The sequence below is a fragment of the Micromonospora sp. M42 genome, from assembly GCF_000568915.1.
Lineage (GTDB): Bacteria > Actinomycetota > Actinomycetes > Mycobacteriales > Micromonosporaceae > Micromonospora > Micromonospora chalcea.
Genome location: NZ_KK037233.1, coordinates 2,416,718 through 2,433,845, shown reverse-complemented (window position 1 = coordinate 2,433,845; position 17,128 = coordinate 2,416,718). Strand labels below are relative to the sequence as shown.

Below are 17,128 nucleotides of genomic sequence, written 5' to 3'. Positions count from 1 at the left end.
GTAGAGCCGTCTCCACATAACCCGGGGCGGCTCAGGCCCAGCGAACCTGGCTCAGAGAGTGTTGGGATACCTCGACGTAATCTTCGTTAAGTGTGTGTCAGCGAAGATCGCGTCTGTGTGGCTGTGCCTGTAAACCGGGCCTACGAGTTGTCGCGGCAGAACATGCCCCGCCCGCGGCGGCAACAGGTGACAGTATTCCAGGATGATTGATGTTCGACGCCGTGCGCCCAATCAGACTTGAGGATTAGCCGTCGTCGGTTCCACTGCTGCCATCAGAACGCGCCGCGATGCGGATAACCCTGTCTAGTGCCCGGTCGCCGGTGAGGAGAACGGCACACACGACGGCGATCGTCCCTGGGATGAAGACGAGCAGGTCATCGACGTCGAGCAGCGCGGCCAGCTCGTACGCGGCGTCGGCCCACTCCGGGACGTTCCGGTCCGCAATGCCTCTCGTCTGAGGGTCCTGCACGCGAACGCCCTGAGCGGGCTGAAACCTTGACGGCCCGCTCGATCGAACGGTAGAGGATCGCCGGCGCACCCTCTGGCCCACAGGACCCGCCAGCAAGGCCACCTGGCCTAGTGCTCCAGCCGCACCTGGTGAAGTTGGAGTCTTCGCTGGTAGTGGGCTGTTCTGGCGCGGTACTGGTGTCGTCGTCGCCATCGTGACCATCGATGGATGTAGTCGAACGGTCGGGTGCTGGTCTGGCTCGTCGATTCGCTCGCATGGTGCTCGACTCGGCCCGTCGCCGGGCCGTCCGTGAGGCGGGGCAGCCGGACGAGGGTCCAGTCCAGGGCGCTGGCCCGCCATACGGCGAGCTCGGCGGGCTTGTCCGCGACGAGTGGGCCGCCGAGCTTGTTGATCAACCAGCTGATGACCTTGTCGCGGCGGGACTTGCGGTCACCCGGCACGTCGACACCGGCGCCACTGATGCCGACGAAGCGGTTCACGCCGGCGTCCCGCATGACGTCAACCAGTGCTCTCGCGGCGTCGGTGTGCAGATCGGCCTCCTTGTCGGTCGGCCCGAGCGCGGAGATGACCACGTCGCAGCCGTCGACGAGCCGCCGGAGTGCCTCGACGTCGCGCACGTCCCCGCGAATCACCCGCGCGTCGGCGTCGTCGGCGGCGCGGCCGAGCCTGCCAGGATCCCGAACCAGAACTGTGACCCGGTGGCCGCGATCGGTGAGGACGTCCAGCACCAGCCGGTTGGTGCGTCCGGTGCCGCCGATGAGGGCGATGTTCATGACGGGCTCCTGGTTGTCCAGTGGTGGCGCTCACGGTGCGCGAACGGCGGGCGGATGCGCCGACGCCGCGGCAGCCGCGACGTCGGCCGCCCGAAGGTGCCGCACCACCACCGATCCCACAGTGCCGGTAGCACCGGTCACGAGAATCCGATCCATCGCGCACCTCCTCGGTCCAACGTGTGTATCGCACACACATGTCCTCTCGTCCGGCTGAAGACCCGGATCTCGTAGCGGTCGACGAGGCGCTGCTCCGGCTGCGCCGTTTCTTCCGGACACCGGCGGCCCTCGAGCACGACAATCGATCCGTCGACCTGTCCACTCTGCTGGTGGTCACGGCGATCGCAGCGGAGCCGGCCGGAGAGGCATCCGTCGGTCAGATCGCCACCGCGTTGGAGGTTGCACCTTCGACTGCCAGTCGCCTGGTCGGTCGCGCCGAGACCTGCGGCGTGGTGGTGCGGTTGGCGGGTCGGGTCGACGCTCGGCAGAGTCTGGTGCGCCTCACCCCCGACGGCGTCGCCCTGCACGAGCGGGCCCGGACGTTCCGGCACGCCCGTCTGCGTGCGGCGACGGCAGGCTTCACGACCGAGGAGAAGCACCAGTTCGCCCGTCTGCTGACCAGATTCGCCGCCGGAGCGGGCAGTTGAGGCGCGAAGCGGTCAATCTGTGAACTCGTGAGGCGCCGCCGGTGGGGGAAATCCGCTTTGATGCTTATGGCAGGTTTTGTACATCAGCTGATCGGTTGATTCTTGCTGTCGTGTCGTCTATGGTTCGTTCACCATCGGTGCTTGGGGCGCCAGTTCGCACGAAGGCGGGGAAGGGCAGCATGACCACGATGACCATGGCATCGACCGCGACCGAGGTGCATCGCGCGTCGCAGACCGGCGAGGAGAGCCGCGCCAGTGAGCTGATCGCGGCGCTCGCCGCGCTGCCCGCCGGCCACCCGCAGCGGGCCGCCCTGCGCAACCAGGTCATCGAGGCGTGGCTGCCGCTGGCGAACCACCTGGCCGCCCGCTACAGCGGGCGCGGCGAGCCGGCCGGCGACCTCGCGCAGACCGCGGCGCTGGGCCTGATCAAGGCGGTGGACCGGTTCGACGCCTCGCGCGGCGTCGACTTCGCCGGCTTCGCCATCCCGACGATCCTCGGCGAGATCAAGCGGCACTTCCGCGACCGCACCTGGAACATCCGGGTTCCGCGCCGCCTGCAGGAGCTGCGGCTGCGCATCTCCGAGGCGAACAGCACGCTGACCCAGACGCTCAACCGGGCACCGACCGTCGCCGACATCGCCGCCCACCTCGACGTCACCGAGGAAGAGGTGCTCGAAGGCCTGGAAGGCGCCCGCGCCTACAACGCGGTGTCGCTGTCCACCCCGATCGGCGACGGCGACAGCGCCACCGAGCTGGGCGACACCCTCGGCGCCGAGGACAACGAGTACGAGCTGGCCGACCTGCGCGCCTCCCTCGGCCCGGCGCTCGCCACGCTCGACGAGCGGGAGCAGAAGATCCTCACGCTGCGCTTCTACGGCAACCTGACCCAGAGCGAGATCGCCGCCCGGGTCGGTGTCTCCCAGATGCACGTGTCCCGGCTGCTCGCCCGCGCCCTGACCAAGCTGCGCGGCCAGCTCACCGAGGTCTGAGCAGAGCAGTGTGGGCTGCGCCCGCGCCCTTCACCGATCAGGGCCGATCGGCGCGGCGTCCGCCCCGGCGGGCCAGGTCAGGTAGAGCAGGGCCGTGTCATCGCTGTGCCGGCCGTCGTCGCTGCGTCTGATCTTGTCGAGCAGGGCGGTGAGAAAGTCGCCCGGTTCCGTGACGGTGCTCAGCGTGGCGGCGAGTTCTATGAAGCGTTCCTCGCCGAGGCGGGTCCCGTCCTCGCTGAACCCCTCGTAGACGCCGTCGGTGTACAGCAGCAGACCTGCGCCCGCCGGGAGCGTGACGACCGACTCCTGCCAGCGACCTCGCCCGGGGAACATGCCCAGCCCGAGATGGTGGCGGATCGGCGCGGGGTCGGCCGAGCCGGGCGTGATCACCAGTGGCGCGGGGTGACCGGCGCTCACGATGATCACCTGCGAGCGGTCTGGGACGACGCGGATGGTGCAGGCGGTCGCGAACATCGACTCACGTGGCCGCTCGGCGACGAGCACCTGTTCCAGCAGCCGCATCCGGGCGGCCTTCTCCACCCCGGCCAGGGTGAGGGTGCGCCACCCGACGCGTAGGCCGACGCCGATGGCTGCCTCATCCGGACCGTTGCCGCAGACGTCACCGATGACGGCGTGGAGCGTGTGATCCTCGTCCTGCACCAGGTCGAAGAAGTCACCGCCGAGCAGTGACCGTCCCCGTCCCGGCACGTATCTGCTGACGACCGCCAGCGCGGGGTCGGTGACCAGTGGCGTAGGGAGCAGGCCGCGTTGCAGCCGCGTGTTCTCGCTGGCCTGCATCCGGCTGTCGCGTAGCTGCCGCTCCGTCACCACGGCCCGTCGGCGCTGAATGGCGTACTGGATCGTGCGGCCCAGGAGCGCGCCGTCGATGTGACCCTTGACCAGGTAGTCCTGTGCTCCGGCGGCGACAGCCGCCGTTCTGGTGGCCGCGTCGTCCAGGCCGGTGAGCACCACCACTGCCGCGTCCGGCCATCGGTGCAGCACCCGGCCGAGCGCCTCCAGCCCCTGGCAGTCGGGCAGGTGCAGGTCGAGCAGCACGCAGTCCGGCGTCGTCGGCGCGGCCGCGGCCTCTTTCAGGCTGCTCGCCTGGGTGAACCGGTTGCTGATTCCGCTGTCGCTCAGCAGCTCCCGGGTGAGCAACGCATCACCGGGGTCATCCTCGATGAGAAGGACCGCCGGCTCCGCGGTTGTCGGCGACGACGCCGGATTCGCCAGCCCCGACGGCATGCCGGTGGGCGGCACCGTCGGCAGGTCGGCGTCACTGATCACGACAGATCCTCTCTCCGGCCGCGACCGTCACGCGGACGGTGACGCCGACACGATGCACCATCCACCTGTTGTGTAAACCTGTCGATTATCACCTGCCCGCACGAGCCGGGTAGGACAGCGTCGCCTCGCCCGCCCGTGGGGCGCCTCTCCAGGCCACGGGCCCGCCGGGACGAGTCATCGGTGCGGCCGGTGGCGGTGCGGTGCCGGCCAGGTGAGGCAGGCCGGGCCTCGCGGTGAGGGGCGGTCAGGCGGACCGGTCGAGGGAGATCTCCGCCCAGACCACTTTGCCGGGCTCGCCGTGCGGGGTGGTTCTCGTGCCCCAGTTGCGCGCCATCGCGTCGACGATCAGCAGGCCACGACCGCCGATGCGGTGCGGGTCCGGCTCGAAGCGACGCAGTGGTCGATCGGAGTCGTCGAAAACCTCGATCCGGATCGCGTCCGACTGCGGGTCAACTCGACCCTGCCCCCGGCACCGGTGTGCCTGATGACGTTGTGCACGAGTTCCGTGATGACGGTGAGCGCGTCGTCGGTGACGTGCGTGGCCTGCCAGCCGACGAGGACCTCCCGGACGGCCCGGCGGACCGGCGCGCTGTCCGCACCACCGCCGAAGGGCATCCGCACTGAGTCCATGCCGATCACCTACCCGCTCGACCGAACCCGTACCGTAGTCGATCACCCTCGCTGAGGTGAACCATCTTATGGGGTGTCGTAACTGGTGCCGGCGCGACGCGGCAGGACGCCGGGGCGTAACGCAGGACGTGGAGATGCGCCGCTGTCGGCCTACGACTGCGCGGCCCGGATGTGGTGACGGCCCATCGGTAGCATCAGCGGCTTGCCGGAGACCGGATCGGGATGACCTGGCTGTCCAGGCCGAAGACGGCGCGGACGCAGTCCTCGGTCAGCACATCGGTCGGCGCACCTGCTGCGTGCAGGCCGCCGTCGGCGAGGGCGATGAGGTGATCTGCGTAGCGGGCCGCCATGTTCAGATCGTGCAGGACCATCACGATCGTGCTGCCGCGAGTGAGGTTCAGGTCGGTGAGCAGGTCCAACACCTCGACCTGGTGGCTGACGTCGAGAAAGGTGGTCGGCTCGTCGAGTAGCAGCAGCTCGGTCTGCTGGGCCAGCGCCATGGCGATCCACACCCGTTGACGCTGCCCCCCGGAGAGCTCGTCGATCGACCGGTCGGCCAGGTCGGCGATGTGGGTGGCGTCGAGGGCGGCGGCCACCGCCCGGTCGTCGTCCCTGCTCCATCGTGACAGCAGGCGTTGGTGCGGGTTGCGGCCCCGGCCGACCAGGTCGGCCACGGTGCTGCCCTCGGGCGCGATCGGTGACTGGGGGAGCAGGCCGAGCGTTCGGGCCAGCTCCTTGGCCGGCATCCTGTGTACTTCGCGGCCGTCCAGCATGACGTGGCCGGTTCGCGGGGCGAGTAGCCGCGACATCGACCGCAGCAGCGTCGATTCCCCGCACGCGTTGGCACCGACGATCGCGGTGATCCGGCCGGGCGGGACGAGCAGATCGAGTGATTCGATGACGACGCGGCCGCCCTAGCCGACGGTCAGTTTCTCGACCGTCAGTGAATGGTCGGTGGTCACAGCGAGCCTCCCGCGCGGTTCGTGCGGACGAGCAGATAGATGAGGTACGGGGCGCCGAGAACGCCGGTGATCACACCCACCGGCGCGAGACGCCGAAGCGTTCGGCGACCTTCGTCACGGACAGGCCAGCTTCAACTTCCAGACTGCGCGATAGCGCTGCCCGGTCACACTCAACTCCACCAGCACTCGGCGGAGTGTCACCCATCAAGTGAAGCCACCGTGCAACGCATCAACCGGAGTCGGACAGACGTGCCGACGTGCCGACGTGCCGACGACGTGCCAACGACGTGCCGACGATGTCCCGACAACGATGTCCCGACGAGGCTGTTCAAAGTTTCTGTACGTCTTCAAGGCGGCCCGCAACGGGCCGTACGCGCCGCCGCCTGGGCGCGCGCCGGCCGCTGCCGCTGTCGCTCTGCGGCCGTCACGCCTGACGCCCGGCGGCTGGCGCGGACAGCGGGGAGCCCCGGAGCCGCCACAGACGGGATAGCGGGGAGAGTGGTGGAGGTTCTCGCCAGCAGCCGGCCGCGCCGCGCCTGAGCAGCGCGGCGAAGGGAGGGCGTCGGGTCCGCGCGGCAAGCTCCAAGCTTGGGGGCGGTGTCCGCGCGAAGGCATGTCGGTCGTCCAGGAGCCGGCTTCGCAGCCGTGCAGGGTCAGGTCAACTGCTCACCTGGGAGGGGGAGGGGTGGTCGCTGGTGGTCAGCTCCGACCCCGGAAGCCGGGTCCGTGCCGGGCAAGGTTGGGTCAACTGCGCCACTGTGGCGATGTCCGCCGGGGGCGCGGTCCGTGACACGAGAGCCGACTCAGTCTGTTCCGACAGCGTCCGTACGCGCGTCAAGGCCCGCTTGACGTGGCGGGCCGGGCGGCGGCCCGCTCCCCAGGAGGGGCGGGTCGATGGCAGACAGGGATGGCTCATTCATCCTTCTCGGCCGCTCGTTCGACATGCGCAAATTTACACCCTTCCTGCTGGCTTGCCTGCCGCGTTTTGGTGGTTTCTGAACGGGTAGGCCGTGGCGGCTCGCCAGCGAGGTCAGGAGGAGCGCATGGCGATTAATACGACGCGTGACCTGTTCATCTATGAGCTAGGCATACTAGGTGAAATGGAGATATCCGGGCGGCGGGTTCTCGACTTCTTGGCCCATCGAGTTAGTGACGATCTCAGGCAGATCGTACGGCGCAAGCAACAGGAATGTATGCAGTGGAATCACAACATCAACTCCTGCGCCAAGGCATTCGGCACCTCCCCGCTTTCAACCCGGTCCGACGCTGTTGAAGGCATGTATGGGCAATTTGAAAGCTTCGTACGCACAAACCCCTCAGTCGGCCTCGTTGATCAATTCGCAGTCGATACTCTGATTCGGTTCCTATACCTCACCATTGCGGCACACAAGACCCTTTTTGATTGGGCGATTATTATGGGTGAGGCCCAGTGTGTGCAGTATCTACACGCCAACCTCGTCCAGAAGCAGGAGAGTGCGGCTGAAATTGAACGGTACGGCCACGAATTGGGCGTACGACTCCTAACCCCCGTCGCTCGGCCCGCGTGAGCTTACGTCGGGCACCACAGGGGCTACCAGCCTCCGGAGACAGGGAGGCTGGAAGGTCTGCAGCCGTCCGATGAGGAGGTCATCCTCTCGCTCTTGCCTGTGATCATCCTGTCCACATGCCGGCTAGGCGGGGACGCCGGCCAGCCAGTTTTAGGCCCCCCTCTGAGTGGTGAGCCTCCGGTGCGGGTCGGGTTGCGGGTCGAGGACGTGGGCGCGGCTGCGTCGTTTTACGAAGGCTTCGGTTTCGTACCGGTCGGAACCGTGCCGGGTCGGGATGGCAAGGTGCTGATGGCTATCCTGCGCCGGGGTCCATTGCAGCTGCTGGTCGATGCGTTAGTGGGCATGCCGTTTCCCGACAGTGCGCGGGAGCGTCAGACGTTGGCAGGGCCGCGCGGTCTGGGCATGGTCATCGGCATCGAGGTAGAAGACGTTGATGAGATGGCCCGGAGTTGCCGCATCGCGGGCTGCGTGATCGGGGCTGGCCCACTGGATGCTGCGTGGGGCGAGCGGTACGTCGAGGTCGAGGACCCATACGGGTATGCCTGGAAGTTCTTTCATGTGCTGCGGGGTGGGTCATGACTGACCAAGGTTGGTGACCAGGTTGACGGCGACGGCCAGGGTGCCGGTTCCGAAGGTTTACGAGAGCAGTGCGTGCCCGAGCGCGATCCGGCGCATGTGGTTACTCGTCGGTTCGTTCTCGCCCGGGGCATAGGACATGCCGACCGTGAAGGCGATGTACGCGAAGTCGGCGTACGCCGGTGGATCTCCCCGCTTGAAGTCGATGCCACCGCCGTCGCGGTAGCACAGCCGGGCGTACTTCAACGCGAAGACCGTGTTCACCAGCGCCCACGCCAGGACCACCGCGATGACGCTGAGGATCACCAGCGTGACTGCCACTGCGTCATGCTGGTTCGAGGCGCGCACGAGCGCCTCGGCCACGGCGGCGAGACTGGCAACGGACGCGATCAGGATCGCCGAGTCGGTGGAACGGGAGTGCTGCTCCGCCTCGGCAAGCTGCTCGGTACGCTTCGGGCTCGCCGACCAGCAGGCCCGCCACACCCAAACGAGGATCGTGCCCGCCGCGATCGTCCAGACCACCAGCGGCGTCAGCTCCGGCGCCCCGACGAGCGCGGTGGCCGTGCCGGCGACGACACCGGCGGCCAACGACCACAGCGCACGCCTGACGGACAGCAGGCGTCCCGGCGCACGTCCCGATCGCTGCTCCACCCGTTCAGCGTTCCGGATCAACCGGGCCGGCCAGCGGAAACCCGGAGCCATCACCGGATCGGGCCGCATCGAGGGTGGGGCGGGGTGGCCGGTGTGCTGCGGGGAGGGTTCCTCATCCGCGACCGCAAGTACACCGCCGCCTTTCGATCACGCCTTCGCCGCCCGAACTCGGCGGAGATGTCTGGGGCGCAAGACGGCGGAGAGCGTGGTGCTGTCGGAACACTGAGCGCAATTCGGTCCCCCGCCGATGGCCAAACTCGGACGCCTGCCGGACGCCTGGGTCAAGTCCACCGGTAACAACGCAGCGCTCGTGAGGGCAGACCGCAGGGTCCGCGGGTACCGGGGTCCCGCGCCTCCCGGCCTGCCGGTCAAGGCGCCGATCCGATGGTGGGCAGGCCGCAGGCGCCGACGGGGCCCAGCGCCTGGGACGCTCCGGTGCGACCTCCGCGACAACCACCCTCAGTGGCTGCCCTGCACCCGCAGCGAGTACAAACCCTGGCCTCCCCAGAAACCCATAAAGGCCAACCCTGTGGGCGAAAGGTGCGTAGCGTTCAGGTGGGCCTGTGCCGAGGACCCACCCCACCGGCAGAAAGGGTATGAGATGTCGCTCGACGCGTTCCGCATCCCTGGCGGCTCCTTGGACGACTTGATCAGTCGGTTCTTCGGCGGAGACCCGTTCGCGGGACGTCCGGTGGAGCGGGTCGACCTGTCCCGGCTGCTCTCCACCGAGTCGCGGCAACTGCTGCAACGGGCAGCCGAGCAGGCTACGGAGTGGGGCAGCCCGTACCTCAATGTCGAGCACCTGCTGTGGGCCGCAGCCCAGGCCGACCCCACCCGCCGGATGCTCGGCGCGAGCGGCGCCGACCCCGACGACCTGGCCCGCCAGATAGAGTCGGCCGTCCCCAAGGGCAGGCCACGCGAGGACACGCCTCCGCTCGCGCCGGCGGCGAAGCGCGCCCTGCTCGACGCGCACCGCGAGTCGCGACGGTCCGGCGCGACGTACATCGGCCCCGAACACCTCCTGCTCGGCATCGCCGCGAACCCGGAGACGACCGCGGGCCGGGCGTTGCGGGCGCTCGGTGGGGCCGTCACCGGGCCCACGCCGCCGGCGGGCGGTGCCGACGGGCGCGGAGCCAGCAGCACCCCCACCCTTGACCAGTACGGGCGGGACCTCACCGAGGACGCCCGGGCCGGTCGGCTCGATCCGGTCGTCGGCCGTGATGACGAGATCGACGACACGATCGAAGTGCTCTCCCGGCGTACGAAGAACAATCCGGTGCTCACCGGCGAGCCGGGCGTCGGCAAGACGGCGATCGTCGAGGGCATCGCGCAGCGCATCGTCAACGACGAGGTGCCCGAAACCCTGGCCAACCGGCGTGTGGTCGCACTCGACCTGTCCGGGATGGTGGCGGGCACCAAGTACCGCGGTGAGTTCGAAGAGCGCCTGAAGAACGTGATCCAGGAGGTGACGTCGGGCGAGGACGGGCTGATCCTCTTCATCGACGAACTGCACACCGTTGTCGGCGCGGGCGGCGGTGGCGAGGGGGCGATGGATGCCGGCAACATGCTCAAGCCCGCCCTGGCCCGCGGCGAACTGCACGTGGTCGGTGCGACGACACTGAACGAGTACCGTCGCTACATCGAGAAGGATCCTGCGCTGGAGCGCCGGTTCCAGCCGATCCTGGTGTCGGAGCCGAGCGTGGAGGACACCGTCGCGATCCTCAAGGGCATACGTGACCGGTACGAGGCGCACCATCAGGTGCGCTACACGGACGAAGCGCTGGACGCCGCGGCTGAACTGTCCCACCGTTACATCACCGACCGGTTTCTGCCGGACAAGGCCATCGACCTGCTCGACCAGGCGGGGGCCCGGGTCCGGCTTCGTTCCCGCACCCCGGCTCCGGACAAGAAGGAGATCGAAAGGCGGCTGTCCCAGCTGCGCCGGGAGAAGGACAGCGCGGTGGCGAACGAGGATTATCAACGCGCGGGTGCGCTGAAAGCCGAGATCGGTGCGGCAGAGCGGGATCTGGCGGCGGCGCAGGAGGGCACGCCTCCGGTGCCCGAGGTGCATATGAGCGACATCGCCGAGGTGGTCAGCCGCCGTACCGGTGTTCCCGTCACCCAGCTCACGGAGGTGGAGAAGCAGAGGCTGAGGCGCATCGAGGAGCAACTGCACGAGCGCGTGGTCGGCCAGCACGAGGCCGTACGGGCTGTGGCGGCCGCCGTACGCCGATCGCGTTCCGGGCTGAGTGACCCCCAGCGACCCGACGGGTCGTTCCTCTTCCTCGGACCCACCGGCGTCGGCAAGACCGAACTGGCCAGAGCCCTCGCCGCGGCGCTCTTCGGCGACGAGTCCAGCATGATCCGCTTCGACATGAGCGAGTTCCAGGAGCAGCACACGGTCAGCCGGCTGGTCGGAGCGCCCCCGGGCTACGTCGGGTACGAGGAGGCCGGTCAGCTCACCGAGGCGGTCCGGCGCCGGCCATACTCGGTGCTGCTCTTCGACGAGGTGGAGAAGGCGCATGCGGATGTGTTCAACGCACTGCTGCAGGTGCTCGACGACGGTCGCCTCACCGACGCGCAGGGCCGCACGGTCGATTTCAGCAACACCATCCTGATCATGACGAGCAACATCGGCGCGGACCGCATTCTGGCCGCGCAGGCGGCAGGGCGTCCGGTCAACGACCAGCGCGAGGAACTGATGGGGCTGCTGGGGCAGCGGTTCCGGCCGGAATTCCTCAACCGGATCGACGAGATCATCGTCTTCACCGGCCTGGACCGGGACCAGCTCCTTGAGATCACCGGCCTGCTGCTGGACCGCACCCGCCGTCGGTTGCACGCACAGAACATCAACCTCGAGATCAGCCCGGACGCCACGCAGTGGCTGGCCAACCGGGGCTACCAGCCCGAGTACGGGGCGCGGCCACTGCGGCGCAGCATCCAGCGCGAGTTGGAAGACCGGCTGTCGACCCTGCTGCTCGATGACGGGGCGAATCCGGGCGACACCATCGAGGTCAACGTCGTCGGCGGCGAGCTCGACCTCTCGGTCCGGCCCGCCGCCGTACCGGCTGGCACGTGACACCCGACGAGCAGCTCGGCGAGCCGTCGCGGTGTGTCCCGGGGGCTCCACCCCGGCGAGTTGTTGCAGCAGATCATCCAAACCGCGGCCGTGCTGGGAGGGCTTGACGACGACGCCGGCGCAGGCCGGTCAGCCTGCGGAACAACCGCCCGGCCAACCCCCTGTGCCTGAAGGACGTCGCCATCGGCCCCCAATGCGTAGAAGGCGCTGCGCCGCACGGGCGGCATCCGCTGCACCCCACTGAACGACGGCACCGTGAGCGCCGGAACGGTCGACGTGACGGTCAGTCGCTGACAACCGGCCGCCATCACCGGCTGGCCATCTGGAGGCGGCCGGTGATCGTCCTCAGGCAGCGCCGACGTCGGTGGTGAAGGTCGCGAAGGCGAGCAGGCCGGAGTAGGCGGCCAGGCCGATGGTGAACCAGGTGAAGCTGGAGTGCCTTTCGGGGGCCAGTTCGTCGACGAAAATGTTGAGCAGGATCCCGCCACCCAGGAAGGCGGTGAGCACGTTCATCAGCACGCCGGTGGGCTGGACGGCGACCGCGGTCACCCAGCCGCCGGCGGCGCCGGCGACCAGGACGAGGCGCCACCCGGTGGTGAGGCTGACCGGGAAGTGCTCGGCCAGGACGCCGTCGGTGGCCAGCACGTGCAGCCCCATGGCGACGGCGAACAGCACCGCCGGCCCGAGCCCCGCGTCCAGCTTAGTCGCCAGGGTGTACGTGATCAGGCCGCTGTACAGGGCGAAGAAGCCGAGCTGGAACCCGAAGACCAGCCGGGTGGCCTCTTGCCGGCGCTGCTGCGAGCGGTGGGTGACACGTTCCAGGGCGTAGAACGTGAAGAAGCCGACCAGCGCGACGAGGAACAGCACGAATCCGCGGGCCGGGGTGGGCCTGATCTCCTCCTCCAGGACGTGGGCCACCGCCTGGTTGCCCTCCGCGAGGCGCGGCAGCAGGTAGAGGAACACGTACGCGGCGGCGATGCCGCCACCGAGGGACGTCGCCGCGTGGGTGGGCACCGGCAGTCTCCGGCGGATGGCCGGCGCGAGAAGGTGCAGGGCTCCCAGCGCCACCGCCGCCGCCAGCGCCGCCCACAGGCTGCCCGCCCGGGTGAGCGTCACCGGGGCGGTGGGTTGCCGGCGGCCGGCTTGGAGCGCTGGAAGATGCCGAACAGCCAGAGCAGGGAGGGCGCCAGCAGCAGCGCTCCGACCGCGAGGACGGCGAGCACCGTGGCGAGCACGGTGGGATCACCGGCCGCCTCGGTGACGGTCAGGTCGGGCGGCAGCAGGTCTGGGTACTGGGCGGCGCCCCAGGCCCAGAGGACGGCCGCGACCGCGAGGGCCGCGGTCACCCGCACCGCCCGGTAGCGGCCGGTGGCGATCAGCACCAGCGACCCGAGCCCCGCGGCGAACGAGAGCAGCACCAGGGCGAGCGCCCGGCCCCGAAGATCGGCGAAAAGGTCCGGCGCGTCGGCGGCGACGACGGCCAGCCCGGCCGCCGCGCCGACGCCCACCACTATGCCGGTGACCAGGGCGCGGCGGCGGAACTGGGCCACCAGGTCGGCGGCACCGGCGCGGCGCGCGTCGTGGATGAGGTAGACCGCGGCGAGGTACGCGCACACGCCGATCGCGAGCAGTCCCCCGTAGATGGAGGTGGGATTGAGCCAGCTGCGCCAGATGTCACCCTCGGCGATGCCGGGCGGGACGCGACCGGAGGCGACTGCGCCGACGATCGAGCCGAGGAAGAAAGGGGTGGCCACCGAGGAGAGCGCGAAGGTGGCGCCGTAGAGGCGTTGCTCGGTGAGGGTGTGACTGGCCTTGCGGAAGGCGAAGGCCGCGCCACGACCGATGATGCCCAGCGCGGCCAGGGTCAGCGGGATGTAAAGGGTGGAGGCGAACGCGGCGAACGCGGGCGGAAAGGTGGTCCAGAACAGGGTGATCACCAGGATCAGCCAGACGTGGTTGGCCTCCCACACCGGGCCGATCGAGTGCGCGATCAGTTCCCGGCGGGCTGCGCCGCGGCGCGCCCCGCCGGCGAGGAGGTCCCAGATCCCGGCGCCGAAGTCCGCGCCGGCGAGCAGGGTGTAGAGCGTCAGACCGGCCAGCAGCACCCCGAGCAGGACGTCGACGACGGTCATCGGCCGCTGTCCACCGGTTCGGGTACGCCCTCCTGCGGAGCGACCGGCTCGTCGCGGTGGCAGGCCATCCGCCACAGAACCGCGACGGTGGCGACGGTGAGCACCGCGTAGACGGCGGTGACCAGGGCCAGGCCGGTGGCCAGGCCCGGCGCCGGATTTACCGCCTCGGCGGTGCGCAGCACGCCGTACACGATCCAGGGTTGCCGCCCGACCTCGGTGACGACCCAGCCGGCCTCGACCGCGACGGCGGCGGCGACCCCGGACAGGGCGGCGGCCCGCAGGAACCACGGCGAGCGCGGCGGACCCCGACGCCGCCACCACGCAAGCGCCCACCAGGCGGAAAGCGCTACCAGCCCGAAGCCGATGGCCACCATCAGCTGGAACGCCCACTTGACCACCGTCACCGGTGGCTCCTGATCGTCGGGCACCTGGTCCAGGCCCATGACCACGGCGTCCGGATCCCACCTGGCCAGCAGCGACAGGGCGTTGGGCACCTCGACTGCGTACCGCAGTTCCCCGTCGACGTAGACGCCGCCGAGCGAGAGCGGCGCGCCGGCCTCGGTGCGGGCCAGCCCCTCCATCGCGGCGAGCTTGGTGGGCTGGTACTCCGCGACGAAGTGCGCCGCCCAGTCGCCGACCACGACCTGCACCGGGGAGAGCACCGCAGCGACGGTGAACGGGATGGCGAAGCCGAGCCGGTGGTAGCGGTCCCGGCGGCCGCGCAGCAGGGCCACCGCGTAGACGCTGGCGATGCCGAAGCCGGTCACCATGAACGCTGCGACGATCATGTGCAGGGTCTGCGGCGGCGTCGCCGGGTTGAACATCGCCTGCCACGGCCTGACGTCGGTGACCTCGCCGGAGACCAGGTCGAAGCCGCGGGGCTGGTTCATCCAGGCGTTTGCCGACACCACGAAGAACGCGGACGCCACGCCCGCGACACAGACCGGCAGTCCGGAGAGCAGGTGCACCCGGGGTGGCACCCGGTCCCAGGCGTACAGGTAGATCCCGACGAAGATGGCCTCGACGAAGAACGCGATGCCCTCCATCGCGAACGGCAGGCCGATCACGTCGCCGAAGCGGCCCATCAGGCCGGGCCAGAGCAGCCCCATCTCGAACGACAGGATGGTCCCCGACACCGCGCCGACCGCGAACAGCACGCCCATCGCCTTGGCCCAGCGGTGCGCCAGCCGGGTGAAGGTCGGGTCCCCGGTGCGCAGACCGCGCCACTCGGCGAAGACGGTGACCGCCGGCATGCCGACGCCGAACGAGGCGATCACGATGTGCCAGCCCAGGGACAGGGCCATCTGCACCCGCGCCGCCATGAGGTCTCCCGGGGCGGCGTCCTGGGCGAGCAGGTCAACCAGCATCGGGTTCCCCACCTTCGTTGCGTGTCAGCCCTATGGTGGTCTAACGGCCCGGCTGCTGGTCGGCAACGCGAATGCCGCATCCCGGGCGCGGAATCAGGGCTTGTACTCGCTGCGGGTGCGGGGCAGCCACTGCGGGTGCTTCTCCCGCAGGTAGCGAACCATCGCCTCGCGCAGGTCGCAGCGGAGGTCCCAGGCGCTCGGCCCGTCGGCGGCGGACGCCTGGATCTGGATGACGACGGTCTGCGGGTTGGCATCGACCATCTGAAGCACCCACTGATGCCGGTCCCACAGCGGCGACGCCTCGATCAGGCGCTGCGCCTCGACGCGCAGGTCGTCCAGGTTGGCGGTGTGGTCGACGTGGATCTGGACCTTGCCGACCACCCGGGTCTCGTGTCGCGTCCAGTTCTGGAACGGGCGCTCGGTGAAGTAGGTCGTGGGCAGGATGAGCCGGCGGTCGTCCCAGAGCCGGATCACCACGTTAGTCAGTTTCACCTCCTCGACGCGACCCCACTCGCCGTCGATGACGAGCACGTCACCGATGTAGAGGCCGTCCGCGAAGGCGACCTGGATGCCGGCGAAGGCATTGCCCAGCGCGGTCCGGGCGGACAGGCCGATCACGGCGCCGATCACACCGGCCGAGGTGAGCACCGAGATGCCGAACAGGCGTATCGGCTCGAAGGTGGTCATGATCAGACCGATCGCGACGATCGTGACCGCCGTCGAGGTCAACCGTCGCACCGGCCGGATCTGGGTGCGGGTGCGGCGGATCCGACGGCCGGCCATCACCCCGGCCGGCAGCCGGCTGAACGCCACGAACTCGGCGACGTGCAGCGCCCTGACCACCAGCAAGGCGACGCTGCCGATCAGCAGCAACAGGATGGCGTGCCGGCCCTCGCGCAGCCACCGGCCCGGCCCTCCCGGCAGCGCGGCGTAGAGGCCAGCGAGTAGCAGAACGGCGGTCGTCGGGCGGCGGCAGGCCTGGCGCAGCGGCGCCAGCAGCCATTTGTAGCGACCATGGGCGATCCGGTTGACGAGTACGCCGCTGAGCACGTCCACCAGCACGGCCGCCGCCACCGCGGCCAGCATGATCACCGCTCGGCCCATCAGCTGCCGTTCACCGCGATACCGATGGTCATTACTTCCGCTCCCGTCCGGGTCGTCCCCACGGCAGCGTGTCACGAGACGGCCGATCGCCGGGCGTACATCGCGACCGGCCGAAGTCCCCGGCGGCCGCGGCACGCGGCGCCGCCGCCCGGGGCTCGGGTGGCGAGGAGGTCGCCCGTGATCATCCGCGCTAGCCGAATCCGCCGTGGGAGGCAAAAACCAGGCCGCGGTGCACACCTGGTACCCGGCCAAGTTCGGCGGAGGTCCGGTGGCGCCGTTGCGGACCGTCGCCGATGCCATTGCCACCTGGCCCGAGTACGCCACCGCCGTGGCCGTACGCCTCGACGCGCATGACCAGATCACGGTATGCGCGCCCCACGGCCCCGACGATCTGCTCGATGGGGTGTGGCGGCGCAACCCGGCCAGGGCCAGCGCGGAGATCTCCCGGCGGCGACTCGCCCGCCACCGCCCCACCGAACGCTGGCCTGGTGTCCGCGTCGTGATGTGACCCGGCGCTCGAAGCCCGCTGCCCGAGTCGACCTGCTAATCGCAGGGTGCCCCGTTGCGACATGTGAGTGCGTCTAAGGATGTCTCGTAACTCGGTGATGGCGTTGCCGCGCAACGGTTCCTGGATCAGCCGGCCAGGATGATGTTGTGGAGGTGGGCGATGCCGGATGCGGTGTCGGCCAATGTGTGGGCGGCGCGGCGGTAGTCGCGCAGGATCTTGAAGCATTTCATGCGGGCCAGGGCGTGTTCGACCTGCGCTCGGACCGAGCGATCCTGCTTGTTCAGGTCCGCCTTCCACTCGGGCAGATCACTGCCGTCAGCGGGCTTGCGGTACGGGATGATTACCTCAGGATTGCCGCGGTAGGCGCCGTCTGCCATGACCGGTCGGCCGGCCAGCTTTTAGTGAGTGTT

15 protein-coding genes and 2 pseudogenes are annotated in these 17,128 nt (G+C 69.4%); 6 read left to right on the top strand and 11 right to left on the bottom strand.

Annotation, left to right across the window (positions count from 1 at the left end; genetic code table 11):
- Positions 1–244: 244 nt before the first annotated feature.
- Together MCBG_RS11000 and MCBG_RS10995 are read right to left on the bottom strand one after the other, a co-directional pair.
- The gene (locus tag MCBG_RS11000; protein ID WP_043325461.1) at positions 245–469 is read right to left on the bottom strand and encodes a hypothetical protein; all 225 of its coding nucleotides are present in this window, start codon (positions 467–469) and stop codon (positions 245–247) included.
- 107 nt (positions 470–576) lie between these two features.
- A complete protein-coding gene (locus tag MCBG_RS10995) occupies positions 577–1,242 on the bottom strand; it encodes an NAD(P)-dependent oxidoreductase (RefSeq protein ID WP_051611152.1) in 666 nt (221 codons plus the stop codon).
- Positions 1,243–1,436: 194 nt separating this feature from the next.
- Between MCBG_RS10995 and MCBG_RS31160 the strand changes: the two genes are divergently transcribed.
- Complete coding sequence (locus tag MCBG_RS31160) at positions 1,437–1,886, top strand: MarR family winged helix-turn-helix transcriptional regulator (protein ID WP_051611151.1); 450 nt, start codon at positions 1,437–1,439, stop codon at positions 1,884–1,886.
- 179 nt (positions 1,887–2,065) lie between these two features.
- Complete coding sequence (locus MCBG_RS10985; RefSeq protein WP_043325459.1) at positions 2,066–2,875, top strand: SigB/SigF/SigG family RNA polymerase sigma factor; 810 nt, start codon at positions 2,066–2,068, stop codon at positions 2,873–2,875.
- A 30-nt stretch (positions 2,876–2,905) separates the two neighbouring features.
- Here the strand turns inward: MCBG_RS10985 and MCBG_RS10980 are convergent, their stop codons facing one another.
- The 3 genes and pseudogenes from MCBG_RS10980 to MCBG_RS10970 form a co-directional block, all read right to left on the bottom strand.
- Entirely contained in the window at positions 2,906–4,162 is a 1,257-nt protein-coding gene (locus MCBG_RS10980) for a PP2C family protein-serine/threonine phosphatase (protein WP_051611149.1), read from the bottom strand.
- A gap of 345 nt (positions 4,163–4,507) precedes the next feature.
- Positions 4,508–4,801 (bottom strand): hypothetical protein, encoded by a 294-nt coding sequence (locus MCBG_RS10975; RefSeq protein WP_030275400.1) that lies wholly within the window; start codon positions 4,799–4,801, stop codon positions 4,508–4,510.
- A 141-nt stretch (positions 4,802–4,942) separates the two neighbouring features.
- A pseudogene (locus MCBG_RS10970) lies at positions 4,943–5,691 on the bottom strand (ABC transporter ATP-binding protein).
- Positions 5,692–6,797: 1,106 nt separating this feature from the next.
- Between MCBG_RS10970 and MCBG_RS31675 the strand changes: the two are divergent.
- Entirely contained in the window at positions 6,798–7,301 is a 504-nt protein-coding gene (locus MCBG_RS31675) for a DUF892 family protein (protein ID WP_140946589.1), read from the top strand.
- 180 nt (positions 7,302–7,481) lie between these two features.
- Positions 7,482–7,880: a VOC family protein gene (locus tag MCBG_RS10965; protein WP_223201181.1), complete on the top strand. Its 399-nt coding sequence runs from the start codon at positions 7,482–7,484 to the stop codon at positions 7,878–7,880.
- A 57-nt stretch (positions 7,881–7,937) separates the two neighbouring features.
- Here MCBG_RS10965 and MCBG_RS10960 read toward each other — a convergent pair whose 3' ends face one another.
- A complete protein-coding gene (locus tag MCBG_RS10960; protein ID WP_198033295.1) occupies positions 7,938–8,465 on the bottom strand; it encodes a DUF1345 domain-containing protein in 528 nt (175 codons plus the stop codon).
- 664 nt (positions 8,466–9,129) lie between these two features.
- Between MCBG_RS10960 and MCBG_RS10955 the strand changes: the two genes are divergently transcribed.
- Complete coding sequence (locus MCBG_RS10955; RefSeq protein WP_043325456.1) at positions 9,130–11,607, top strand: ATP-dependent Clp protease ATP-binding subunit; 2,478 nt, start codon at positions 9,130–9,132, stop codon at positions 11,605–11,607.
- A gap of 345 nt (positions 11,608–11,952) precedes the next feature.
- Here the strand turns inward: MCBG_RS10955 and MCBG_RS10950 are convergent, their stop codons facing one another.
- The 4 genes from MCBG_RS10950 to MCBG_RS10935 all read right to left on the bottom strand — a co-directional run bounded on the left by MCBG_RS10950 (position 11,953) and on the right by MCBG_RS10935 (position 16,210).
- Complete coding sequence (locus MCBG_RS10950) at positions 11,953–12,723, bottom strand: hypothetical protein (RefSeq protein ID WP_043325455.1); 771 nt, start codon at positions 12,721–12,723, stop codon at positions 11,953–11,955.
- Positions 12,720–13,739, bottom strand: a complete 1,020-nt coding sequence (locus MCBG_RS10945) for a cytochrome d ubiquinol oxidase subunit II (RefSeq protein WP_030275000.1) — start codon at positions 13,737–13,739, stop codon at positions 12,720–12,722. Before MCBG_RS10945 ends, MCBG_RS10950 begins: the two co-directional genes overlap by 4 nt.
- The gene (locus MCBG_RS10940; RefSeq protein ID WP_124779049.1) at positions 13,736–15,106 is read right to left on the bottom strand and encodes a cytochrome ubiquinol oxidase subunit I; all 1,371 of its coding nucleotides are present in this window, start codon (positions 15,104–15,106) and stop codon (positions 13,736–13,738) included. Before MCBG_RS10940 ends, MCBG_RS10945 begins: the two co-directional genes overlap by 4 nt.
- Positions 15,107–15,199: 93 nt before the next feature.
- Complete coding sequence (locus tag MCBG_RS10935; RefSeq protein WP_043325454.1) at positions 15,200–16,210, bottom strand: mechanosensitive ion channel family protein; 1,011 nt, start codon at positions 16,208–16,210, stop codon at positions 15,200–15,202.
- 268 nt (positions 16,211–16,478) lie between these two features.
- Here MCBG_RS10935 and MCBG_RS10930 point away from each other — a divergent pair, with 268 nt between their 5' ends.
- The gene (locus MCBG_RS10930) at positions 16,479–16,718 is read left to right on the top strand and encodes a nucleotidyltransferase family protein (protein WP_334553501.1); all 240 of its coding nucleotides are present in this window, start codon (positions 16,479–16,481) and stop codon (positions 16,716–16,718) included.
- Between the two features lie 125 nt (positions 16,719–16,843).
- Here MCBG_RS10930 and MCBG_RS10925 read toward each other — a convergent pair.
- Positions 16,844–17,113: pseudogene (locus tag MCBG_RS10925) on the bottom strand (transposase family protein); the annotation flags it as partial.
- Positions 17,114–17,128: the final 15 nt, after the last annotated feature.

Coding starts and splice junctions, on each gene's coding strand:
- MCBG_RS31160 (WP_051611151.1), top strand. CDS start 1,437: ATGTCCTCTCGTCCGGCTGAAGACCCGGATCTCGTAGCGGTCGACGAG.
- MCBG_RS31675 (WP_140946589.1), top strand. CDS start 6,798: ATGGCGATTAATACGACGCGTGACCTGTTCATCTATGAGCTAGGCATA.
- MCBG_RS10985 (WP_043325459.1), top strand. CDS start 2,066: ATGACCACGATGACCATGGCATCGACCGCGACCGAGGTGCATCGCGCG.
- MCBG_RS10955 (WP_043325456.1), top strand. CDS start 9,130: ATGTCGCTCGACGCGTTCCGCATCCCTGGCGGCTCCTTGGACGACTTG.
- MCBG_RS10995 (WP_051611152.1), bottom strand. CDS start 1,242: ATGAACATCGCCCTCATCGGCGGCACCGGACGCACCAACCGGCTGGTG.
- MCBG_RS10935 (WP_043325454.1), bottom strand. CDS start 16,210: ATGGGCCGAGCGGTGATCATGCTGGCCGCGGTGGCGGCGGCCGTGCTG.
- MCBG_RS10945 (WP_030275000.1), bottom strand. CDS start 13,739: ATGACCGTCGTCGACGTCCTGCTCGGGGTGCTGCTGGCCGGTCTGACG.
- MCBG_RS10940 (WP_124779049.1), bottom strand. CDS start 15,106: ATGCTGGTTGACCTGCTCGCCCAGGACGCCGCCCCGGGAGACCTCATG.